Below are 13,821 nucleotides of genomic sequence, written 5' to 3'. Positions count from 1 at the left end.
ATTATTCGTGTCAACACATTTTTGCGATGCATCGCAATCCGGGCTCCGCTGCGCCTGCTGGCGGCATTCCGGTCTTTTGGTGACACAGGCGGATGATAGAATGACCCGCCGCCGTCAATATAGAACTGTCTGAAGGACACCTCTATGTTGATGCCGTGCACCATCAATCAACGCAACGAGAACAACCATCGACAAACCCTTGAGCAAATATCCGTACCCCATTCCGAGCCGTGAAGAAATTCTCGGCGTGCTGCGTACGAGCGACGCGCCGCTGGCCGCCAACGACATCGCAGAAGCACTGTCGATCAAGCGTCAGGAGCGCGAGGGGTTCTTCCGGCGTGTCGCCGCGATGGAACGCGACGGCCAGATTCGCCTCGACAAGCGCGGCCATTACCAGTTGACCCATCCGTCGAACTTCGTCGCCGGGCGCGTGCAGGGGCATCGCGACGGCTACGGGTTCGTCATCCGCGACGACGGCCAGGACGACCTGTTCCTGCCGAACGGCGAAATGCAGAAGGTGATGCACAACGATCGCGTGCTCGCGCGGATCGTCGGCTACGATCGCCGCGGCCGCCCGGAAGGGCATGTCGTCGAAGTCACCGAGCGCGCGAACAAGCGCGTGATCGGCCGCCTGCTCAACGAGAACGGCGCGCTGATCGTCGCTCCGGAAGACAAGCGCATCGGCCATGACATCCTGATCACGCAGAACGTGAAGAAGGCGAAGGTCGGGCAGGTCGTTGTCGTCGAGCTGACCGATTTCCCGAGCCGCCATTCGCAGCCGCTCGGCCGTGTCGTCGAGGTGCTCGGCGACATCGACGATCCGGGCATGGAAATCGAAATCGCGGTGCGCAAGTACGGCGTGCCGCACGAGTTCAGCCAGCCGGCGCTCGACGAAGCGGCCGCGCTGCCCGACAAGGTGCGGCCGACCGACCTGCGTTTCCGCGTCGACCTGCGCGACGTGCCGCTCGTGACGATCGACGGCGAGGACGCCCGCGACTTCGACGACGCCGTCTACTGCGAGCCGGTCAAGGTCGGCCGTGGCGACGGCTACCGGCTGATCGTCGCGATCGCCGACGTATCGCACTACGTACAGCCGGGCAGCGGGCTCGATGCCGATGCGCTCGAGCGCAGCACGTCGGTCTACTTCCCGCGCCGCGTGATTCCGATGCTGCCGGAGAAACTGTCGAACGGCCTGTGCTCGCTGAATCCGCATGTCGACCGCTGCGTGCTCGCGTGCGACATGGTGATCACCGCGCGCGGCGAGATCAAGGCGTACCAGTTCTATCCGGCCGTCATCCATTCGGCTGCGCGCCTCACGTACACCGAAGTCGCCGCGGTGCTGTCGAACACGAAGGGGCCGGAGGCTGCGCGCCGCGCGGACCTGCTGCCGCACCTGCAGGACCTGTACGGTGTCTACAAGTCGCTGTTCGCCGCGCGGCAGAAGCGTGGCGCGATCGACTTCGACACGACCGAGACCTACATCGTCTGCAACTCGCAGGGCAAGATCGAGCAGATCGTGCCGCGCCAGCGTAACGATGCGCACAAGCTGATCGAGGAATGCATGCTGGCCGCGAACGTCTGCGCGGCCGATTTCCTGAAGCGCAACAAGCATCCGGGCCTGTACCGCGTGCACGCGGGGCCGACGCCGGAGAAGCTCGAGAACCTGCGCGCGTTCCTGCGCGGCATGGGCCTGTCGCTCGGCGGCGGCGACAAGCCGCATGCGAGCGACTACGCGGCGCTGATGGCGCAGATCCGCGACCGGCCCGATGCGCAGATGCTGCAGCCGATGCTGCTGCGCTCGATGCAGCAGGCCGTCTACAGCCCGGACAACATCGGTCACTTCGGCCTTGCCTACGAGGCGTACGCGCACTTCACGAGCCCGATCCGCCGCTATCCCGACCTGCTCACGCACCGCGCGATCTACGCGATCCTGTCGGGCAAGAAGTATGTGCCGAAGGCACCGGATGGCTTCGAGCTGAACACCGCGCTGTCGCCGCGTGCCCGTGCGATGCAGCAGGCCGACGACGAAGCGCGCGGCCGCTCGCGCTCGAACAACACGGCGATCTGGGAAGAACTTGGACTGCACTGCTCGGCGAACGAGCGACGCGCGGACGAAGCGTCGCGCGATGTCGAGGCATGGCTGAAGTGCTATTTCATGCGCGACAAGCTCGGCGAGGAATACGGCGGGATGGTGAACGGCGTCACGTCGTTCGGCATCTTCGTGCAGCTCGACACGCTCTTCATCGAAGGGCTCGTGCACGTCACGGAACTTGGCTCGGACTACTTCCAGTACGACGAGATCAAGAACGAGTTGCGCGGTGAACGCACGGGCATCCGCTATCGCCTGTCGGATCGCGTGCGCGTGCAGGTGAGCCGCGTCGATCTCGATGCACGCAAGATCGACTTCCGTCTCGTGCGCGATACGCCGGTGAAGGCGCCGCGTCCTTCGCCCGCGCCGGCTTCGGCTGGCGGCGCTGTCGACCGCGGCAACGGCAACGGCCCGCGCGTACGCGCGCTGCCCCAGGCGGAGGAGCCTGCGCTGCGTCGCAAGAAGGCCGCGAGCGCGCCGAGCGTCGCGGTGAAGGAAGCGCGCGCCGCGCGTGCCGCCGCGAAGAAGAAGGGCCCAAGCGGCGGCGGCGCGGCGGCGAAGCCGGCCGCGAAGAAGACGCGCGCCCGCAAGAAGTATTGAGCATTCGGGGCGGCGTCAGCGTCCGCCCTGCAGTATCGAGAGACGCCGCGTTACCGGTCATCAGCCGGCAACGCGGCGCTTTCCTTTTCCATGGATCGCGGCTGCGCGCGTCGCGCGGCCGCACGTTTGATCGAAGGTTGTTCCAGTCATGTCACGTCTGAAGGTTCTTTACGGTTTTCATGCGGTGACCGCACGTTTGCGGCACGATGCATCGACGGTTGCGGAGGTGCTGTATGACCAGACGCGCCGCGACCGCCGCATGCAGGACTTCCTGCACACCGCGAAGGAAGCGGGCGTGCGGCTGATCGCGGCCGACGAAACGCGCCTGTGGGGCCTCGCCCATACCGAGCGTCACCAGGGCGTCGTCGCGCGTGTCGAGGACATCCCGCTCGCGCAGAACCTGTCGGAGCTGCTCGACGGCATCCAGGGCCCGGCGCTGCTGCTGGTGCTCGACGGTGTCACCGATCCGCATAACCTCGGCGCGTGCCTGCGTGTCGCCGATTCGGCCGGCGCGCACGCGGTGATCGCGCCGCGCGACCGTGCGGTCGGCCTGAACGCAACCGCGGCCAAGGTCGCGAGCGGCGCGGCCGATACGGTGCCGTACATCACGGTGACGAACCTCGCCCGCGCCCTGCGCGAGCTGAAGGACGCCGGCGTGTGGATCATCGGCACGTCGGACGAGGCATCGTCAACGCTCTACGAAACGAAGCTCGACGGCCCCGTCGCGCTCGTGATGGGCGCGGAAGGCGAAGGCATGCGCCGGCTTACGCGCGACACCTGCGACGAAGTGATGAGCATTCCGATGGCCGGCAGCGTGGAGAGCCTGAATGTGTCGGTCGCAAGCGGCGTGTGCCTGTACGAAGCCGTGCGCCAGCGGCGCGTGAAGGGCTGACGCAGCCCGTCCCGCGCGCCCTGCGCGGGCCTTGAATGACCCGAACGCCGCGTGCCGCGATCCGATGCGGCACGCGGCTCTCCGGAGTTCGCAACCGATGACCCCGTTTCGCGTTGGTGCATCCTGCGCCGTGCTGTGCCTGCTGGCCGCCTGCACGTCGCCGTCGCTCGTCGAACGCGGCACTTACTACGCCGACACGAGCTTGCACGCACGTGGCGCCGATTCGCGGATCCGCTTCCTCGTGATGCATTACACCGAAAGCGACGAGGCGAAATCGCTGCGCACACTGACGGGCGATTCGGTCAGCGTGCATTACGTCATCCCGCCGCAACCGCGCATCGAGCGCGGGATGCCGGTCGTCTACCAGCTCGTTCCGGAATCGGAGCGTGCATGGCACGCGGGCGTCAGCGAGTGGCAGGGAACGACCGAGCTGAACGCGGTGTCGATCGGCATCGAGAACGTGAACCGCGGGCCGCTCGATCCGCAGAACCGCACCTGGCAGCCCTATCCGCCCGAACAGGTCGCGGCGCTGACCCGGCTGTCGAAGGACATCGTCGCGCGCTACGGGATTCCGCCGACGCGCGTGGTCGGGCACAGCGACATCGCGCCGCAACGCAAGATCGATCCGGGGCCGCTGTTTCCTTGGCATGCGCTGGCCCAGGCCGGCGTCGGCGCGTGGCCGGACGATGCGACCGTGACCGCGCGGCTCGGTGGTCGTGATCCGCATGCGCCGGCCGACGTGCGCGAACTGCAGATCAAGCTCGCGCGCTACGGTTACGACGTGGCCACCGATGGGGTGCTCGACGCACGCACGCGACGCGTGTTCGCGGCGTTCCAGATGCATTTCAGGCCGTCCGACTATGCGGGCAACCCGGACGCCGAAAGCGACGCAATCGCGCAGGCGTTGCTCGACAAGTACTTCCCCGGCACGCAGCCGGCGGACGACGCGCCCGCGGCGGGCGCGCCCTGACTCCACAGTGCACCGTGTGCCGAAAAACGCGAGCCGTCGTCCGAGTCCGGTAAACTGGCAGTTTTCCGCAATCCCGCAGCATTACCACTCCATGACTCAAGACGAACTCAAACGCCTCGTCGGCCAGGCCGCCGCTGATTACGTGATCCAGAACGTGCCGGAAGGCGCCGTGATCGGCGTCGGCACCGGCTCGACCGCCAACTGCTTCATCGACGCGCTCGCCGTCGTCAAGGCGCGCTATCGCGGCGCCGTGTCGAGCTCCGTCGCCACGACCGAGCGCCTGAAGTCGCACGGCATCAAGGTGTTCGACCTGAACGAGGTCGACTCGCTGCAGGTGTACGTCGATGGCGCCGACGAGATCGACGCGAGCGGCGCGATGATCAAGGGCGGCGGCGGCGCGCTCACGCGCGAGAAGATCGTCGCGTCGGTGGCCGACACGTTCGTCTGCATCGCCGACGCCAGCAAGCGCGTGCCGGTGCTCGGCGCGTTCCCGCTGCCTATCGAGGTCGTGCCGATGGCGCGTACGGCGATCGGCCGGCGCGTGACTGCCCTCGGCGGCGTGCCCGTGCTGCGCGTGACGAAGGACGGTGCGCCGTACATCACCGACAACGGCAACGAGATCATCGACGTGAAGGGGCTGCAGATCGCCGATCCGCGCGGCTTCGAAGCGCAGGTGAACGCATGGCCGGGCGTCGTGACGGTCGGCCTGTTCGCTGAGCGCGGCGCGAATCTGTGCTTGCTCGGCACGGAAAACGGCGTTGAAACGATCCTGTATTCGGCTACTTGAAAGACATGGCAAGCAGTCCGTAATGACGTGTCACATGCCGTAATGGACTGAATGTTTAAATCTTGTGGAAATCGGGGCCCGGCAGGCGCAATGCGCTTCCCGGGCCTTATTTTTAGCCGTATAAATCACCCCGTCAAAAAGAGGGATAACCCTGTCAGGTGTTTACCAGATAGCGAAATATCCCCGAACTCATCAACTTATAGATCATAAGAACAGTCGTAACCAGGGCCGGCGGAACTGCGGAGCAGGAGTTCGCAAATCGACGCACGGGGAGGTGTCATGGAGCAGGGCAAAGACCGGTCACTGGTCGCCAAAGTGATGGATGGGCTTGTCTCGGGTATCGTCGAGGACAAGTACGGCGGCATCTTGCCGCCGCAGGACGTGCTGTCGAAAGAGTTCGATGTGAGTCGCACCGTGATGCGGGAAGCGTTGTCGATGTTGCTTGCGCGCGACATGCTCGACGTGCGTCCGAAAGTCGGCACGCGCGTGCGGCCGATGCGTGACTGGCGGATGATCGACGAAGACGTGGTGAGCTGGCGATTCCGGGCGAAACCCGATCCGCAGTTCATGCGCGATGTCATCGAATTCCGGATGTTGATCGAACCGCGCGCGACCGCGCAGGCGGCGGTGCGTGCAACGGCTGCCGACATCGCGGGTATCCGCGAAGCATTCGATGCGTTCAAGGTGCTGCAGCCGGGAGACCCTGGCTACGACACGGCGGACGAGTTGCTGCACACGCGGATCGTCCAGGCAAGCGGCAACCAGTTTTTCCAGCAGATGGCGGCGATCGTGCGCGGTGCGGTGCGTCTCGTGAATCCGCGTGTCGTGCAGAAGGAAGGTGCGCACGACATCGTGGTGAAGGCGCATGCGCGTGTGGTCGACGCGATCGAGCGGCGCGACCCGCGCGAAGCCGAAGCCGCTTCGCTCGCGCTGATCGATTTCAGCGCCGACGAGATCTCGCGCGATTTCTCCGTCGACGTCCCCATGCGCGCCTGACGCTGCGCGTGTCGCTCATCCGTGTGCCGCCGGGCCGTTTATCATGACGGCCGGCCGGCAGCGTGCCGGCCATCGTCATACGACCGACACGGAAGATCAGGATGAACGACAACGACCATCACTCGGTGCGCTTCGGCATCGTCGGTGCAGGCAGCATCGCGCGCCGTTTCGCGCAAAGCCTCGCACACGTGCCGGGCGCCACGCTCTCCGGCGCCTGGGCCCGCCGCGCCGATGCCGCGGCAGATTTTTGCGGCGCATACGGCGGCACGCCTGCCGCAAGCCTCGAAGCACTCCTCGCGAGCGATATCGACGCGGTCTACATCGCGACGCTCCATGACAGTCATGCGCAGTACACGCTGGCCGCGCTTGCTGCCGGCAAGGCCGTGCTGTGCGAAAAGCCCGCGACGCTGAACGCGGCGCAACTCGACACCGTGCTGCGTGCGGCACGCGACGCCGGGCGGCTTTTCATGGAGGCGATGAAGCCTCCGTTCTTTCCGCTGTACCGTCAGGTGCGCGCGCATCTGCATGACGATCCGATCGGCGAGATCCGGCTCGTGCGGGCAGGGTGTGCATCGTCGTCGGTCCCGGACGACCACTCCGTCTATCGTCTCGATCGAGCGGGCGGCGCGCTGCTCGATATCGGGATCTACGAGGCCTTTCTCGCGGTCGACTGGCTCGGCGCGGCGCTCGACGTGCAGACGCTCGGCCGCGTCGGCGCGACGGGAGTCGACCTGTTCGCGAGCCTGAACAGCGTGCATGCGAACGGCGGGATCGCGCAGCTCTTTTGCGGGCTCGACGTGATGGGGCGCGGCGACGCGCTGATCGCCGCGGCCGGCGGCCACGTGACGATTCACGAGAAGTGGTGGAACCCCGCGCGTGCGACGATCCGCTACGCGGACGGGCGCACCGTCGAACTCGATGCGCCGGTCGACGGCGGCGGGCTGAACTACGAGACCGCGCATTTCTGCGACCTGCTGCGCGAGGGCAAGACCGAAAGTCCGATCATGACGCACGACCATTCTCGGCAGATGATCGCGATGACCGATGCCGCGCGAGCGGCGCTGGGCGTGCGCTATACGGGGGAATAAGCGGGAAGAAGGAGGCCGGGCGCGCGCGTGCGGCCCGGCGGACGGCGTGCGCTCAGTGCCGAGACGGCAGCGACAGGCGTTTTTCGTACCAGCGCTGCACCCATTCGAGGATCTGGCACAGGATCCAGTACACGGCCGCGGCGGCGAGATAGAGCGGCAGCGGTTGATAGGTCGCCGCGATCACTTCCTGCGCGCTGCGCAGCAGTTCGGTCACGGTGATCACGGACACGAGCGACGTGTCCTTGATCAGGCTGATCAGGCTGTTCGACAGGCTCGGTACCGCGATGCGCAGCGCCTGCGGGCCGATCACGTAGCGCAGCGTCTGTCCCCACGACAGCCCGAGGCTGTACGCGGCGAGCCATTGGCCGCGCGCGATCCCGTTGATCGCGCCGCGCATGCTTTCCGACATGTAAGCCGCGACGTTTGCGGACAGCGCGATGACGCCGGCGGGCGTCGGGTCGAGCGAGATGCCGAGGCTCGGCAGCCCGTAGTAGATGACGAAGATCTGCACGAGCAGCGGCGTGCCGCGCATCAGGCTCACGTACGCGCGTGCCAGCCACGCGAGCGCGTTGACCCAGATGCGTTCGAAGCCGTCGAGCGCTTCGCTTTGCCGGATGCCCATCATCGCGAGCACGACGGCGCCAAGCAGGCCGAACACCATCGACAGCACGGCGAACTTGACGGTCAGAACGGCGCCCTGGGCGAGCACCGGCAGCGATTGGACGAGCAGGGACGTTGTCGACATGGAATACGAATCGAAGGCGTGCGCGAAAGCGCAATCATAAACCGGACGAACAAAACAAAGGGCGGCATCGTGACGGATGCCGCCCTTTCCGACCCGCCGTCAGGCGGGAAATGCAGGCGTGCTTACTTGATCGGTTTCGTCACGTCGACGCCGAACCACTTGTCCGAGATCTTCGTGAAGGTGCCGTCTGCTTCGAGTTGTGCCATCGCGTCGTCGATTGCCTTCTGGAACTTCGGGTTGCCCTTCTTGAACGGGATGCCCGACGGGTTCGCCGAGCCGACGTTCGCACCCGGGCGCAGCGGCAGCTGCGAGTTCTTGGTCAGGTACGCGAGCATCAGGCGGTCGTTGAGCGCCGCGTCGAGACGGCCGGCCGCGAGGTCACGCAGGTACTCGGGCGCGCCCGGGTACGTCTTCACGTCGATGCCGGGCACCGACTTCGCCATGTCCATGTAGTTCGTGCCGAGCGCGACGCCGAGCTTCTTGCCTTTCAGGTCTTCGAGCGACTTGAACTGGCGCGTGTCGTCGTTGCGCTGGATCAGTTGCGCGGACGAGTACGTGTATGCGGGCGAGAAGTCGAGCGTTTCCTTGCGCTTGTCGGTGATGCCGACCTGGTTGGCGATCACGTCAAACTTGCCGGCCTGCAGGCCCGCGATGATGCCGCTCCATTCGGTCGTCACGAATTCGGCCTTCACGCCGAGCTTCGCGGCCACGGCCTTCGCAATGTCGACGTCGAAGCCGACGAGTTCGCCTTGCGGGTTCTTCGAGTTGAACGGCGGGAACGTGCCTTCGAGGCCGACCCGCAGCGTGCCGCGTTGTTTCACCTGGTCGAGGAGGTCGGCCGCATGCGCGGTGGCGGCAGCGAACGACGTGCCGATCAGGCCGGCAACCAGCAGCTTCTTCAGCAGCGCAATCTTCATCGTGTGTTTCCTTGCCCTGTCCGGGTCATTGATTCTGATAACGGGGCCGATGATAGCAAAAATGCAATCGACCGCTAAATATCGTTTGTTTATGCCTATATTACGCGGTGCGTTCGCGGGCGACGGCCTTCACGCATTCCGCGACGAGCGCGGGGCCGCGGTAGATGAACCCCGTATAGAGCTGCACGAGCGCCGCGCCGGCCGCGAGCTTTTCACGGGCATCCTCGCCCGAGAAAATGCCGCCGACGCCGATGATCGGCACTTCGCTGCCGACTTCGGCGTGCAGCTTGCGGATCACTTCGTTCGACGCGTCGAACACGGGGCGGCCGGACAGGCCGCCGGCTTCGTCTGCATGCGGCAGGCCCTGGACGGCCGCGCGCGACAGCGTCGTGTTGGTCGCAATGACCGCCTCGATCTTGTGGCGCAGCAGCGTATCGCCGATTTCCTTGACCTGTTCGTCGTCGAGATCGGGCGCGATCTTCAGGGCGAGCGGCACGAGCTTGCCGTGCAGGTCGGCGAGGCGCTGCTGCTTGTCCTTCAGCGCCGCGAGCAGCGCGTCGAGCTCGCCCGCACCCTGCAACTGGCGCAGGTTCTTCGTGTTCGGCGACGAGATGTTGATCGTCACGTAGCTCGCGAACGGGTACACGCGCTCGAGGCAGTACAGGTAGTCCTCGGCGGCGCGCTCGATCGGCGTATCGGCGTTCTTGCCGATGTTCAGGCCGAGGATGCCGCGATAGCGCGCGGCCTGGACGTTCTTCACGAACTGGTCGACGCCATGGTTGTTGAAGCCCATCCGGTTGATCAGCGCGTCGGCTTGCGGCAGGCGGAACATCCGCGGGCGCGGGTTGCCGGGCTGCGGGCGCGGCGTGACCGTGCCGACCTCGATGAAGCCGAAACCGAGCGCCGCAAGGCCGTCGATGGCCGCGCCGTCCTTGTCGAGGCCGGCCGCGAGGCCGACCGGGTTGCGGAACGTGAGCCCCATCACGGTGCGCGGCGCGTCGGGCACGCGGGCCGACAGCGCGCAGGCAAGGCCCGTGCGGCCGGCCGCGCCGAGCGCGCGCAGCGTGAGGTGGTGAGCGTCTTCCGCATCCATCTTGAACAGGGATGCGCGGGCCAGCGGATAGAGGGAACTGAACACGGGAATTGGGCGGACAGCCGGAATGAATGACAACCCGCTATTTTACCGGGAGTTGAGCGGCAGGGGCGCGCTTCGCTTCGTCACCCCCGCGGCGCGCGTCAACCCGAGCCGGAATGCCCGCCCGGCAACGGCGCACGGGCCAGCGCCGCGTCGACGGGCGGCAGGTCGATCCGTTCCGGATCGAGAATCTTCCAGCGGCCGTCGATCAGCCCTTCGAGCGGGTGGAAGTTTGCCTTGTACGCCATCTTCGGGCTCTCGCGGATCCAGTAGCCGAGGTACACGTAGGGCAGGCCAAGGCTCTTCGCCTGCTCGATCTGCCACAGAATGTTGTAGGTGCCGTAGCTCGTGTGCTGGTCGTCCGGCTCGAAGAACGTGTAGACGGACGACAGCCCGTCGCCGAGGATGTCGATCATGCTGACCATGCGCAGCTTGCCGGGCTCGCCGCCCGGGGCGTCGAGGTCGCGGAATTCGACGAGGCGCGAGTTGATCCGGCTTTGCAGCAGGAATTGCTCGTACTGGTCGCGGCTGTCGCGATCCATGCCGCCGCCCGCGTGGCGCGCGGACTGATAGCGCATGTAGAGCGCGTAGTGCTCTTCGTCGTAGTGCAGCGGCGAAACCGTCGCGACGAGCGCGCGGTGCCGCTTCCACATCCGACGCTGCGTGCGCGACGGCGCGAATGCGCCGACGGGCACACGCACCGGCACGCAGGCGCGGCAGCCGTCGCAGTACGGGCGATATGTGAAGACACCCGAGCGCCGGAAGCCGGCCTTGACGAGCTCGGTGTAGATGTCGGAATTGATCAGGTGGCTCGGCGTCGCGACTTGCGAGCGCGCAACGCGGCCGTCCAGATAGCTGCACGGATAGGGCGCCGTTGCATAGAATTGCAACGCCGAAAGCGGTGAAAGCGGCAGCTCAGTCGGGTGAGTCATGGGCAGCTCTCGATGCAGGGGAGGAGTGCCGCGCTAGCGTTCGATTCCGGAGGGGGCCGCCGGTTCGGCGCGGGCCGTCAGCGCGGCGAGCACGCGCTTGTCGAATTCCCACGGAATCGGCGGTTCGGCTACCGCGCTGCGCACGTGAGCGACAAAGGCCTTGCGTGCGATCTCGCGGCCGCCGAGCGACGCTAGATGCGACGTATTCTGCTGGCAGTCTATCATTTCCAGCCCCTGCTCGCGAAGGTGTGCGACGAGCGTGGCCAGCGCGATTTTCGAGGCGTCGGTCGCGTCCGCATACATCGACTCGCCGAAAAACATCCGCCCGAACGACACGCCGTACAGGCCGCCGACGCGTCGCCCGCCGTGCCACGTTTCGATGCTGTGCGCGTTGCCGGAGCGGTAGAGCGACGTGTACGCGTCGATGATCTCGGCCGTGATCCACGTGCCGCGCTGCCCGCGGCGCGGCGCCTGTGCGCACGCACGCATCACGCCCGGAAAGTCGTGGTCGACGCGCACCTCCCATTCGGGCTCGCGCAACACGCGCTTCAGCGTCTTGCGCAGCGATGGCGACACCTTGAATTCGGCGGGCACGAGGATCATGCGCGGGTCGGGGCTCCACCACAGCACGGGCTGGCCGTCGGAATACCACGGGAAGATGCCGCGCCGGTACGCGTCGATGAGGCGCGACGGCAGCAGGTCGGCGCTCGCGGCGAGCAGCCCTGGCGCGCCGGTCGCGGGACCGAGCGCGCGTTCGATGGGCGGAAACGGATCGTCCGGGCCGAGCCAGGGGACCATGGGGCGGGAGCTCAGCCGTTGCGCAGCGAGCGGAAGATATCGCCAGTGTGCACGCCGTAGTCGCCCGTGGCGCGATCGGCGAAGAAGAATCGCAGGGTCTGGCTGACGGTCGGGAACGCGATCTCGTCCCACGGGATGTCGGCTTCGTCGAACAGCTTCACTTCGAGGCTTTCCTCGCCGGCCTCGAACCCCGGATCGGTGAGCCGCGCGAGGTAGAACAGGTGGACCTGATGCACGTGCGGTACGTTGAGCAGCGTGAAGAGGTTCTGCACCTCGACGCGCGCACCGGCTTCTTCGAGCGTTTCGCGTGCGGCGGCTTCAGCCGTCGTCTCGCCCATTTCCATGAAGCCCGCGGGCAGCGTCCAGAACCCGTAGCGCGGCTCGATCGCGCGGCGGCACAGCAGGATCTGATCGCCCCAGACCGGGACCGTGCCGACGACGTTGCGCGGATTCTGGTAGTGGATCGTGCCGCAGTGATCGCAGACGAAGCGCTCGCGGTTGTCGCCCGGTGGAATGCGCGCGATGACTTCGTGACCGCAGACGGAGCAGAATTTCATGTCGAGTGGAAGGGACGAGGTGATGCGAGTGTATCACCGGGGCGCGGCATTCTTGAACGCCTGAGCGTGCAGGCCGCGTGTCGCGCGAAGTGGAGCGCGGGCGCGCGAGGCGGGACGGCGAGTGCGACTGGAAAACAAAAAGCCCGGCACTGAGCCGGGCTTTTTGCGTCATTCTGGACGTTGGTTGCGGGGGTAGGATTTGAACCTACGACCTTCGGGTTATGAGCCCGACGAGCTGCCAGACTGCTCCACCCCGCGTCCGTCGAAGAAATCAATTATAAGGAGTAACCCGAGTGCGTGCAAGCGCTTTCTGACAATTTCTTGTCGCCGCTTGTAGGGACGGTACGGCATGGGCGTGCGCTAGAATCGAGCGGTTTGTTTCGTTTCTTCGGCAGCGGGGCCGCGCGATCGCAGCGGCGCCGTTGCGACTCTCATTACTGTATCGACGGATTCATGGACATCGCTCACGATCTGCAATCGATCGGCGCGCAGGAACAGGCGCTCGTGTTTCCCCATTTCGACCCGGCCCGCGCGTGGGCGCTCGGCAACCGGATGCACGCGCTCGCGACGTCGCGCGGCCATGCGATCGCGATCGACATCGTCACGTTCGGCCAGCCGCTGTTCTACGCGGCGCTCGCCGGCGCCACGCCTGACAATGCCGACTGGGTGCGCCGCAAGCGCAACGTCGTCGCGCATTTCCGCCGCAGCTCGTACGCGATCGGCCTGCGCATGCAGCAGGCCGGCGCGACGCTTGCCGACAAGCACGGGCTGCCGATCGCCGAATATTCGCCGCACGGCGGCTCGTTCCCGTTGACCGTCGCCGGTGCCGGCGTGATCGGCTCGATCACTGCGTCGGGGCTGCCGCAGCGCGCGGACCACGAATTCGTCGTCGAGGCGCTGTGTGCCGAGCTCGGCCACGACTACGCCGTGCTGGCCCTCGCAAGGAGCTGAGCGATGCAGCTGCCCGGTTACGCATGGCTCGCGATCGCGATCGTCGCGGAAGTGATCGGCACGTCGGCGCTGCGCGCGGCGGATGGCTTCACGCGCCTCTGGCCGTCGTTGCTGGTCGTCGCCGGCTACGGCATCGCGTTCTACTGCCTGTCGCTCACGTTGCGCACGATGCCCGTCGGCATCATCTATGCAGTCTGGTCGGGCGCCGGCATCGTGCTGATCACGCTCGTCGCGATGCTGCTCTATCGCCAGGTGCCGGACCTGCCGGCCGTGATCGGCCTCGGCCTGATCGTCGCCGGCGTCGTGGTGTTGAACCTGTTTTCGAAGATGCAGGCGCACTGAGCATGCGACTGCCATTTGCCGG

General features: G+C 66.2%; 14 protein-coding genes and 1 tRNA gene. 8 read left to right on the top strand and 7 right to left on the bottom strand.

Going from position 1 to position 13,821, the window contains the following annotated elements; all coding sequences use genetic code 11:
• The first annotated feature begins 199 nt into the window (after positions 1 to 199).
• The 6 genes from rnr to HWX39_RS22905 all read left to right on the top strand — a co-directional run bounded on the left by rnr (position 200) and on the right by HWX39_RS22905 (position 7,422).
• On the top strand, positions 200 to 2,689 hold the full coding sequence (gene rnr, locus HWX39_RS22930; RefSeq protein WP_175970109.1) for a ribonuclease R: 2,490 nt from the start codon (positions 200 to 202) through the stop codon (positions 2,687 to 2,689).
• A 148-nt stretch (positions 2,690 to 2,837) separates the two neighbouring features.
• Positions 2,838 to 3,581 carry a 23S rRNA (guanosine(2251)-2'-O)-methyltransferase RlmB gene (gene rlmB, locus HWX39_RS22925; RefSeq protein ID WP_174912508.1) on the top strand — a complete coding sequence of 248 codons (744 nt, stop codon included), beginning with the start codon at positions 2,838 to 2,840 and terminating at the stop codon, positions 3,579 to 3,581.
• Positions 3,582 to 3,678: 97 nt separating this feature from the next.
• Complete coding sequence (locus tag HWX39_RS22920) at positions 3,679 to 4,551, top strand: N-acetylmuramoyl-L-alanine amidase (RefSeq protein ID WP_175970108.1); 873 nt, start codon at positions 3,679 to 3,681, stop codon at positions 4,549 to 4,551.
• Between the two features lie 91 nt (positions 4,552 to 4,642).
• Complete coding sequence (gene rpiA / locus HWX39_RS22915; protein ID WP_175970107.1) at positions 4,643 to 5,338, top strand: ribose-5-phosphate isomerase RpiA; 696 nt, start codon at positions 4,643 to 4,645, stop codon at positions 5,336 to 5,338.
• 279 nt (positions 5,339 to 5,617) lie between these two features.
• Positions 5,618 to 6,334, top strand: a complete 717-nt coding sequence (locus tag HWX39_RS22910) for an FCD domain-containing protein (protein WP_046545537.1) — start codon at positions 5,618 to 5,620, stop codon at positions 6,332 to 6,334.
• Positions 6,335 to 6,435: 101 nt separating this feature from the next.
• Positions 6,436 to 7,422 (top strand): Gfo/Idh/MocA family oxidoreductase, encoded by a 987-nt coding sequence (locus HWX39_RS22905; protein WP_175970106.1) that lies wholly within the window; start codon positions 6,436 to 6,438, stop codon positions 7,420 to 7,422.
• Positions 7,423 to 7,474: 52 nt separating this feature from the next.
• On the opposite strand, the gene HWX39_RS22900 is transcribed toward HWX39_RS22905, so the two are convergent.
• The 7 genes from HWX39_RS22900 to HWX39_RS22870 form a co-directional block, all read right to left on the bottom strand.
• Entirely contained in the window at positions 7,475 to 8,167 is a 693-nt protein-coding gene (locus HWX39_RS22900) for an amino acid ABC transporter permease (protein WP_006484207.1), read from the bottom strand.
• Between the two features lie 122 nt (positions 8,168 to 8,289).
• Positions 8,290 to 9,084 (bottom strand): cystine ABC transporter substrate-binding protein, encoded by a 795-nt coding sequence (locus HWX39_RS22895; protein ID WP_175970105.1) that lies wholly within the window; start codon positions 9,082 to 9,084, stop codon positions 8,290 to 8,292.
• Positions 9,085 to 9,184: 100 nt separating this feature from the next.
• Entirely contained in the window at positions 9,185 to 10,222 is a 1,038-nt protein-coding gene (locus HWX39_RS22890; RefSeq protein WP_175970104.1) for a quinone-dependent dihydroorotate dehydrogenase, read from the bottom strand.
• Positions 10,223 to 10,320: 98 nt separating this feature from the next.
• On the bottom strand, positions 10,321 to 11,151 hold the full coding sequence (locus HWX39_RS22885; protein ID WP_175970103.1) for an arginyltransferase: 831 nt from the start codon (positions 11,149 to 11,151) through the stop codon (positions 10,321 to 10,323).
• Between the two features lie 33 nt (positions 11,152 to 11,184).
• Entirely contained in the window at positions 11,185 to 11,949 is a 765-nt protein-coding gene (aat, locus tag HWX39_RS22880; protein WP_175970102.1) for a leucyl/phenylalanyl-tRNA--protein transferase, read from the bottom strand.
• An 11-nt stretch (positions 11,950 to 11,960) separates the two neighbouring features.
• Positions 11,961 to 12,506, bottom strand: coding sequence for an NUDIX hydrolase (locus HWX39_RS22875; protein ID WP_175970101.1), 546 nt, complete (start codon positions 12,504 to 12,506; stop codon positions 11,961 to 11,963).
• A 181-nt stretch (positions 12,507 to 12,687) separates the two neighbouring features.
• Positions 12,688 to 12,764, bottom strand: a tRNA-Met gene (locus HWX39_RS22870).
• A gap of 195 nt (positions 12,765 to 12,959) precedes the next feature.
• Between HWX39_RS22870 and HWX39_RS22865 the strand changes: the two genes are divergently transcribed.
• On the top strand, positions 12,960 to 13,457 hold the full coding sequence (locus HWX39_RS22865) for a heme-degrading domain-containing protein (protein ID WP_011351856.1): 498 nt from the start codon (positions 12,960 to 12,962) through the stop codon (positions 13,455 to 13,457).
• Between the two features lie 3 nt (positions 13,458 to 13,460).
• The gene (locus HWX39_RS22860; protein ID WP_011351857.1) at positions 13,461 to 13,799 is read left to right on the top strand and encodes a multidrug efflux SMR transporter; all 339 of its coding nucleotides are present in this window, start codon (positions 13,461 to 13,463) and stop codon (positions 13,797 to 13,799) included.
• Positions 13,800 to 13,821 lie beyond the last annotated feature (22 nt).

This window comes from Burkholderia sp. BCC0322 (assembly GCF_902833045.1).
Lineage (GTDB): Bacteria > Pseudomonadota > Gammaproteobacteria > Burkholderiales > Burkholderiaceae > Burkholderia.
Note: the sequence above shows the minus strand (reverse complement) of the source record. Positions and strands in the feature narration are given on the sequence as shown.

Bases quoted from the DNA above. Each gene is read 5' to 3' on its own strand.
- rpiA (WP_175970107.1), top strand. From the start codon at position 4,643: ATGACTCAAGACGAACTCAAACGCCTCGTCGGCCAGGCCGCCGCTGAT.
- HWX39_RS22875 (WP_175970101.1), bottom strand. From the start codon at position 12,506: ATGAAATTCTGCTCCGTCTGCGGTCACGAAGTCATCGCGCGCATTCCA.
- HWX39_RS22860 (WP_011351857.1), top strand. From the start codon at position 13,461: ATGCAGCTGCCCGGTTACGCATGGCTCGCGATCGCGATCGTCGCGGAA.
- HWX39_RS22920 (WP_175970108.1), top strand. From the start codon at position 3,679: ATGACCCCGTTTCGCGTTGGTGCATCCTGCGCCGTGCTGTGCCTGCTG.
- HWX39_RS22885 (WP_175970103.1), bottom strand. From the start codon at position 11,151: ATGACTCACCCGACTGAGCTGCCGCTTTCACCGCTTTCGGCGTTGCAA.
- HWX39_RS22865 (WP_011351856.1), top strand. From the start codon at position 12,960: ATGGACATCGCTCACGATCTGCAATCGATCGGCGCGCAGGAACAGGCG.
- HWX39_RS22895 (WP_175970105.1), bottom strand. From the start codon at position 9,084: ATGAAGATTGCGCTGCTGAAGAAGCTGCTGGTTGCCGGCCTGATCGGC.
- HWX39_RS22900 (WP_006484207.1), bottom strand. From the start codon at position 8,167: ATGTCGACAACGTCCCTGCTCGTCCAATCGCTGCCGGTGCTCGCCCAG.
- aat (WP_175970102.1), bottom strand. From the start codon at position 11,949: ATGGTCCCCTGGCTCGGCCCGGACGATCCGTTTCCGCCCATCGAACGC.
- HWX39_RS22905 (WP_175970106.1), top strand. From the start codon at position 6,436: ATGAACGACAACGACCATCACTCGGTGCGCTTCGGCATCGTCGGTGCA.
- HWX39_RS22910 (WP_046545537.1), top strand. From the start codon at position 5,618: ATGGAGCAGGGCAAAGACCGGTCACTGGTCGCCAAAGTGATGGATGGG.
- rlmB (WP_174912508.1), top strand. From the start codon at position 2,838: ATGTCACGTCTGAAGGTTCTTTACGGTTTTCATGCGGTGACCGCACGT.